The sequence below is a fragment of the Streptomyces sp. NPDC055815 genome, from assembly GCF_053616475.1.
The window spans coordinates 282,589-290,100 of sequence record NZ_JBSHDU010000002.1 but is presented as its reverse complement, the minus strand read 5'-3'; the positions used below and the strand labels follow the sequence as shown (position 1 = coordinate 290,100).

Sequence of the window (7,512 nt, the reverse complement as noted above, 5' to 3'; positions counted from 1 at the left end):
GTAGTAGGTAAGCGATGGGGTGACGCAGGAAGGTAGTCCAGCCCGGGCGGTGGTTGTCCCGGGGTAAGGGTGTAGGGCGTGTGATAGGCAAATCCGTCACACATGAAGCCTGAGACCTGATGCCGAGCCGATTGTGGTGAAGTGGATGATCCTATGCTGTCGAGAAAAGCCTCTAGCGAGTTTCATGGCGGCCCGTACCCTAAACCGACTCAGGTGGTCAGGTAGAGAATACCGAGGCGTTCGGGTGAACTATGGTTAAGGAACTCGGCAAAATGCCCCCGTAACTTCGGGAGAAGGGGGGCCACGCCTGGTGATGGAGTTTTCCTCCTGAGCTGGGGGTGGCCGCAGAGACCAGCGAGAAGCGACTGTTTACTAAAAACACAGGTCCGTGCGAAGCCGTAAGGCGATGTATACGGACTGACGCCTGCCCGGTGCTGGAACGTTAAGGGGACCGGTTAGCTCTGTTTCGACAGGGCGAAGCTGAGAACTTAAGCGCCAGTAAACGGCGGTGGTAACTATAACCATCCTAAGGTAGCGAAATTCCTTGTCGGGTAAGTTCCGACCTGCACGAATGGCGTAACGACTTCTCGACTGTCTCAACCATAGGCCCGGTGAAATTGCACTACGAGTAAAGATGCTCGTTTCGCGCAGCAGGACGGAAAGACCCCGGGACCTTTACTACAGTTTGATATTGGTGTTCGGTTCGGCTTGTGTAGGATAGGTGGGAGACTTTGAAGCCGTGACGCCAGTCATGGTGGAGTCGCCGTTGAAATACCACTCTGGTCGTGCTGGATGTCTAACCTCGGTCCGTGATCCGGATCAGGGACAGTGTCTGATGGGTAGTTTAACTGGGGCGGTTGCCTCCCAAAGGGTAACGGAGGCGCCCAAAGGTTCCCTCAGCCTGGTTGGCAATCAGGTGTTGAGTGTAAGTGCACAAGGGAGCTTGACTGTGAGACCGACGGGTCGAGCAGGGACGAAAGTCGGGACTAGTGATCCGGCGGTGGCTTGTGGAAGCGCCGTCGCTCAACGGATAAAAGGTACCCCGGGGATAACAGGCTGATCTTCCCCAAGAGTCCATATCGACGGGATGGTTTGGCACCTCGATGTCGGCTCGTCGCATCCTGGGGCTGGAGTCGGTCCCAAGGGTTGGGCTGTTCGCCCATTAAAGCGGTACGCGAGCTGGGTTTAGAACGTCGTGAGACAGTTCGGTCCCTATCCGCTGTGCGCGTAGGAATATTGAGAAGGGCTGTCCCTAGTACGAGAGGACCGGGACGGACGAACCTCTGGTGTGCCAGTTGTCCTGCCAAGGGCATGGCTGGTTGGCTACGTTCGGGAGGGATAACCGCTGAAAGCATCTAAGCGGGAAGCCTGCTTCGAGATGAGTATTCCCACCTCCTTGAGAGGGTAAGGCTCCCAGTAGACGACTGGGTTGATAGGCCGGATGTGGAAGCCCAGTAATGGGTGGAGCTGACCGGTACTAATAGGCCGAGGGCTTGTCCTCAGTTGCTCGCGTCCACTGTGTTAGTTCTGAAGCAACGAACACGCCCCCTGCGGGGTGCGGCGGTTCGTGAACTTCATAGAGTTTCGGTGGTCATAGCGTTAGGGAAACGCCCGGTTACATTCCGAACCCGGAAGCTAAGCCTTTCAGCGCCGATGGTACTGCAGGGGGGACCCTGTGGGAGAGTAGGACGCCGCCGAACAATCATTAGCCTCAACCCCCGGACATCGTCCGGGGGTTGAGGCATTTTTGCGTTCTGCTGCCGGGCGGAGCCCCCTGTGCGCCGCGGTGTCGTGGCTGAGGGTAAGGTCGTGGGGCATCGTCCGTACGTTCCCAGCAGGAGGCCCCCGGGTGGAGGTCCAGGAGACTCGCGTTCAGACCGACCGGGTCCTCACCATCCCCAATATTCTGAGCATGGCTCGGCTCGTGGGTGTGCCACTCTTCCTGTGGCTGATTCTCCGACCCGTGTTCGGTGGTCCCAACAGTGATGGCTGGGCCCTGCTCGTGCTGATGCTCAGCGGCGTCAGCGACTACCTCGACGGGAAGCTCGCCCGGCGCTGGAACCAGATCAGCAACCTGGGCCGGCTCCTCGACCCCGCCGCCGACCGGCTGTACATCGTCTCCACGCTCATCGGGCTGACCTGGCGCGAGATCCTGCCGATCTGGCTGACCGCGGCCCTTTTCGCCCGCGAGTTGATGTTGCTCGTGATGGTGGGAATCCTCCGCCGGCACGGGTACCCGCCGCCGCAGGTGAACTTCCTCGGAAAAGCTGCCACTTTCAACTTGATGTACGCCTTCCCGCTGCTGCTTCTCAGTGACGGAAGGAGCTGGCTTTCGTCACTCGCTGAAGTTTTCGGGTGGGCCTTCGCCGGATGGGGTACAACTCTGTATTGGTGGGCAGGGATCCTCTACGTGGTCCAGGTCCGTCGACTCGTGAAGGCGGATACCGCGGCCGATTGAGCCCGTCTGTCCTGTGTCGAGCAGCGTCGCCGGCAACAACGAGGAGTCAGAGGGCCCCTGAGCAGACAGGTGAAGTCGGCAGGACCGTCGTCTCTTCAAGGAGGACGCTTCCGACATGAAGGCCGTCGTGATGGCCGGTGGCGAAGGAACCCGCCTTCGCCCCATGACCTCGAGCATGCCCAAGCCTCTGCTGCCGGTGGTGAACCGGCCGATCATGGAGCACGTCCTACGACTGCTCAAGAGGCACGGTCTCAACGAGACCGTCGTCACCGTGCAGTTTCTCGCCTCTCTCGTCAGGAACTACTTCGGCGACGGAGAAGAGCTCGGGATGGAGCTCACGTATGCCAACGAGGAAAAGCCACTCGGTACAGCGGGCAGTGTGAAGAACGCCGAGGAAGCGTTGAAGGACGACGCATTCCTCGTCATCTCGGGGGACGCACTCACCGATTTCGACCTCTCCGATCTCATCGCCTTCCACAAGGAGAAGGGCGCCCTCGTCACGGTCTGTCTGACCCGGGTGCCCAATCCGCTGGAATTCGGGATCACGATCGTCGACGAAGAGGGAAAGGTCGAGCGCTTCCTGGAGAAACCCACCTGGGGCCAGGTCTTCTCGGACACCGTGAACACGGGCATCTACGTGATGGAGCCCGAGGTCTTCGACTACGTCGAAGCGGATGTTCCGGTCGACTGGTCGGGTGATGTCTTCCCGCAGCTCATGAAGGAGGGCAAGCCGATCTTCGGCTATGTCGCCGAGGGCTACTGGGAGGACGTCGGCACGCACGAGAGCTACGTGAAGGCCCAGGCGGACGTCCTGGAGGGCAAGGTCCAGGTCGACATCGACGGCTTCGAGATCTCGCCCGGCGTGTGGGTCGCGGAAGGCGCCGAGGTGCATCCCGAGGCGGAGTTGCGCGGGCCGCTCTACATCGGTGACTACGCCAAGGTCGAGGCCGGTGCCGAGATCCGTGAGCACACCGTCATCGGCTCCAACGTGGTCGTCAAGAGCGGAGCCTTCCTGCACAAGGCGGTCGTCCACGACAACGTCTACATCGGGCAGCAGAGCAATCTGCGCGGCTGTGTGATCGGGAAGAACACCGACATCATGCGGGCCGCCCGGATCGAGGACGGAGCCGTCATCGGGGACGAGTGCCTCGTCGGGGAAGAATCGATCGTGCAGGGCAACGTGCGCGTCTACCCCTTCAAGACGATCGAGGCCGGCGCCTTCGTCAACACCTCCGTCATCTGGGAGTCCCGCGGGCAGGCCCATCTCTTCGGGGCGCGCGGGGTCTCCGGCATCCTGAACGTGGAGATCACCCCCGAGCTGGCCGTACGGCTGGCGGGGGCGTACGCGACGACCCTGAAGAAGGGGTCGACCGTCACGACCGCGCGCGATCACTCCCGGGGAGCCCGGGCGCTGAAACGGGCGGTGATCTCGGCGCTGCAGGCCAGCGCCATCGACGTACGGGACCTGGAGAACGTACCGCTGCCGGTCGCGCGGCAGCAGACCGCGCGGGGAAGCGCCGGCGGGATCATGGTGCGGACCTCGCCCGGGGTGCCCGACTCCGTGGACATCATGTTCTTCGACGAACGGGGAGCCGACCTCTCGCAGGGCGGGCAGCGGAAGCTCGACCGGGTCTTCGCCCGCCAGGAGTACCGGCGGGCGTTCCCCGGGGAGATCGGCGACCTGTCCTTCCCGGCCAGTGTCTTCGACTCGTACACCGGCTCGCTGCTGCGGAACGTCGACACCACCGGGATCGCGGAAGCCGGACTGAAGGTCGTCGTGGACGCCTCCAACGGCAGCGCCGGGCTCGTTCTGCCTAGCCTGCTCGGGCGGCTCCAGGTCGACTCGCTGACCATCAACCCCGGCCTCGACGAGTCCCGCCCTACCGAGTCGGCCGAGAGCCGGCGGGCCGGGCTCGTACGGCTCGGGGAGATCGTGGCCTCGGCGCGGGCCGCGTTCGGCGTGCGGTTCGACCCCGTCGGCGAGCGGCTGTCGCTCGTGGACGAGCGGGGGCGGATCATCGAGGACGACCGGGCGCTCCTGGTGATGCTCGACCTCGTGGCGGCCGAGCGGCGGTCCGGGCGGGTCGCGCTGCCGGTCACCACGACCCGTATCGCCGAGCAGGTCGCCGCGTACCACGGCACCCAGGTCGAGTGGACGACCACCTCGCCCGACGACCTCACTCGGGTCGGCCGCGAGGAGTCGACGATCTTCGGTGGCGACGGGCGCGGCGGGTTCATCGTGCCCGAGTTCAGCAGCGTCTTCGACGGGGCCGCCGCCTTCGTGCGGCTGATCGGGCTCGTCGCGCGGACGCAGCTCACGCTGAGCCAGATCGACGCCCGGATCCCGCGGGCGCACGTCCTGAAGAAGGACATCGCGACCCCGTGGGCCGTGAAGGGTCTGGTGATGCGCCGGGTGGTGGAGGCGGCGGGCAGCCGGTCCGTCGACACCACCGACGGAGTCCGGGTGGTCGAGGCCGACGGGCGGTGGGTGATGGTGCTGCCCGACCCCGCCGAGGCCGTCACCCATCTGTGGGCGGAAGGGCCCGACGACGCCTCCGCGCAGACCCTGCTCGACGAGTGGGCCGAGGTGGTCGACAGCGCAGGTCGCTGACGGTAAGACGCGGTTCGGCCGGGAGGTGCCCGAGGGGTGCCTCCCGGCCGTACGGAGGGGCCATTCGGCGGTAGGCCGTGCGACGTGCGACGATGTGCGGCATGTCGCAGCAGCCCCCCGTTCGGAGCACCGGATCACCGCCGCCGCGTCCGGACGCGTCCATGTCGCTGCTGAACAACGTGATCGACCATGCGCTCGACGACGGCTATGCCGAGGCGACCGCCCGGCGCGCGGCCGAGGGCGGCGGGCTGCCCCGTAACCTGCGGGCCAAACTGGGTGTCGCCGCGGGGCTCCTGCTCGCCGCCGCCGTCGTGACCGTCGGCGCGGCCGAGGCGCGGATCTCCGCGCCGGTCGTCGCCAAGGAGCGACAGGACCTGATCGACCGCATCGAGAAGGAGACGTCGACCGCCGATCAGCTGGAGGAGGACGTCGAGCGGATCCGGACCGAGGTCGGGGACCGTCAGCGGCAGGCTCTGCAGCAGCACGGCGGCGACCAGGCCGAGCTCGTGGCGCTCCTCTCCGGTGCGACGCCCGTGCACGGCCCCGGTGTGAAGCTCGTCGTCGACGACGCCAAGGGCACCGACACCGGTGGCGGCGGACCGCGGGAGAGCACCGGCTTCTCCGACACCGGCCGGGTCCGCGACCGGGACATGCAGCGAGTGATCAACGGACTGTGGGAGTCGGGTGCCGAGGCCGTCGCGATCAACGGCCAGCGGCTGACATCGCTGTCCGCGATCCGGGCCGCCGGTGACGCCATACTGGTCGACAACAAGCCGCTGGTGCCGCCGTACACCGTCCTCGCGATCGGGGACGGACAGCGGCTGAGCACCGCGTTCCAGGACAGCGCCGACGGGCAGTACCTGCACGCGCTGGTGGAGAACTTCGGGATCAGGAGCAGCATCTCGGCCGAGGGCGACGTACGCCTGCCGGCCGCGCCGAGCCTGACCGTACGTACCGCAGAGCCGAGGGGGGCCGGGGTGGCGACGCCCTCCGGTCGGGCCACGGCCGACACAGGGAAGGGCACATCGTGATCGCCGTACTGGGCCTGATCGTCGGAGTCGTGGTCGGGCTGTTGGTCCGCCCCGAGGTTCCGGCGGTGGTCGAGCCCTATCTTCCGATCGCCGTGGTCGCCGCCCTCGACGCGGTCTTCGGCGGCCTGCGGGCCATGCTCGACGGGATCTTCGTCGACAAGGTCTTCGTGGTCTCGTTCCTGTCCAACGTGGTCGTGGCCGCGCTGATCGTCTTCCTCGGCGACAAGCTGGGCGTCGGCGCGCAGCTGTCGACCGGTGTGGTCGTCGTGCTCGGCATCCGCATCTTCTCCAACGCTGCCGCCATCCGGCGTCACGTCTTCCGGGCGTGAGGCCGATGAGCGAGAACCCTCAGAACCCCGAGCGGCCCGAGCGCCCCGAGCGGTCGGCGCAGCAGCCCGAACAGCCTGAGCGGCCGGCGCAGCAGCCCGAGCAGCCCCGGAGCCCTGAGCAGCCCCAGAGCCCCGAGCGGCCCCGGAGCCCCGAGGAGTCCCGGAGCCCGGGTCAGTCGCAGAGCCCCGAGCGGCCGGAGCAGACCGGGGTGTCCGAGACCCCCGAGGTCGCGAAGCCTGGGGTGGCGCAGCCCGAGGCCGTGACGGCCGGGCCGCCGGCCGTCGCCGCGCCGAGTGGGCGGCGGAGGCTCGCCTCCGCCCTGTGGCCGCCGCGGGTGACCCGGGCCCAACTCGTCGTCGCGCTGCTGCTGTTCGTCCTCGGTCTCGGCCTGGCCATCCAGGTCTCCTCGACGAGCGAGAACAGCGCGCTGCGCGGGGCCCGTCAGGAGGACCTCGTGCGCATCCTCGACGAACTCGACGACCGCACGCAGCGCCTGGAGGACGAGAAGGCCCGTCTGGAGAAGCAGCGCACCGAGCTGGAGTCCAGCTCGGACCAGGCCGAGGAGGCGCGCAAGCAGACCCAGGAGAAGGAGCAACAGCTCGGCATCCTCGCCGGCAGCGTCGCCGCCGAGGGGCCCGGCATCACCCTCACCGTCGGTGATCCCACCGGGGCGGTCGAGTCGGACATGCTCCTCGACGCCATCCAGGAGCTGCGCGCGGCGGGCGCCGAGGCGATCCAGGTCAACGGTGTCCGGGTGGTCGCGGACAGTTATTTCACCGGTAGTGGTGATGACATGCGTATCGATGGAACGAAGGTGACCGCTCCGTACGTCTTCAAGGTCATCGGCAAGCCGGAGGATCTCGAGCCCGCGCTCAACATCCCCGGCGGTGTCGTGCAGACCCTGGAGAAGGAGCAGGCCACAGCCACGGTGGAGCGGTCGGCGAAGATCGTCGTCGACGCCTTGCGACCCGCGAAGCGGCCTGACTACGCTCAGTCGTCCTCCCAGTGAGCGGGGGACGGAGGGGGTCCCGCGACAAGGGCAAGACGTTGCGGGGGGTCGGCGCACCACAACGGTGGTGCGT

5 protein-coding genes and 2 rRNA genes are annotated in these 7,512 nt (G+C 66.3%); all 7 read left to right on the top strand.

All coding sequences use genetic code 11. From position 1 onward, the window contains the following. Nucleotides 1-1,501: ribosomal RNA gene (locus ACWGN5_RS03145) — 23S ribosomal RNA — on the top strand; the annotation flags it as partial. 82 nt (nt 1,502-1,583) lie between these two features. Beyond that, nucleotides 1,584-1,700, top strand: a 5S ribosomal RNA gene (gene rrf, locus ACWGN5_RS03140). 149 nt (nt 1,701-1,849) lie between these two features. Then, nucleotides 1,850-2,458, top strand: coding sequence for a CDP-alcohol phosphatidyltransferase family protein (locus ACWGN5_RS03135; RefSeq protein ID WP_453510871.1), 609 nt, complete (start codon nt 1,850-1,852; stop codon nt 2,456-2,458). A gap of 115 nt (nt 2,459-2,573) precedes the next feature. Beyond that, entirely contained in the window at nt 2,574-5,069 is a 2,496-nt protein-coding gene (locus tag ACWGN5_RS03130) for a sugar phosphate nucleotidyltransferase (RefSeq protein ID WP_453510870.1), read from the top strand. A gap of 101 nt (nt 5,070-5,170) precedes the next feature. After that, complete coding sequence (locus ACWGN5_RS03125) at nt 5,171-6,100, top strand: DUF881 domain-containing protein (protein WP_453510869.1); 930 nt, start codon at nt 5,171-5,173, stop codon at nt 6,098-6,100. Continuing rightward, on the top strand, nt 6,097-6,429 hold the full coding sequence (locus tag ACWGN5_RS03120) for a small basic family protein (RefSeq protein WP_015032176.1): 333 nt from the start codon (nt 6,097-6,099) through the stop codon (nt 6,427-6,429). The genes ACWGN5_RS03125 and ACWGN5_RS03120 overlap by 4 nt, the downstream gene beginning before the upstream one ends. Before the next feature lie 5 nt (nt 6,430-6,434). Further along, nucleotides 6,435-7,439 (top strand): DUF881 domain-containing protein, encoded by a 1,005-nt coding sequence (locus ACWGN5_RS03115; protein WP_453510868.1) that lies wholly within the window; start codon nt 6,435-6,437, stop codon nt 7,437-7,439. Nucleotides 7,440-7,512: the final 73 nt, after the last annotated feature.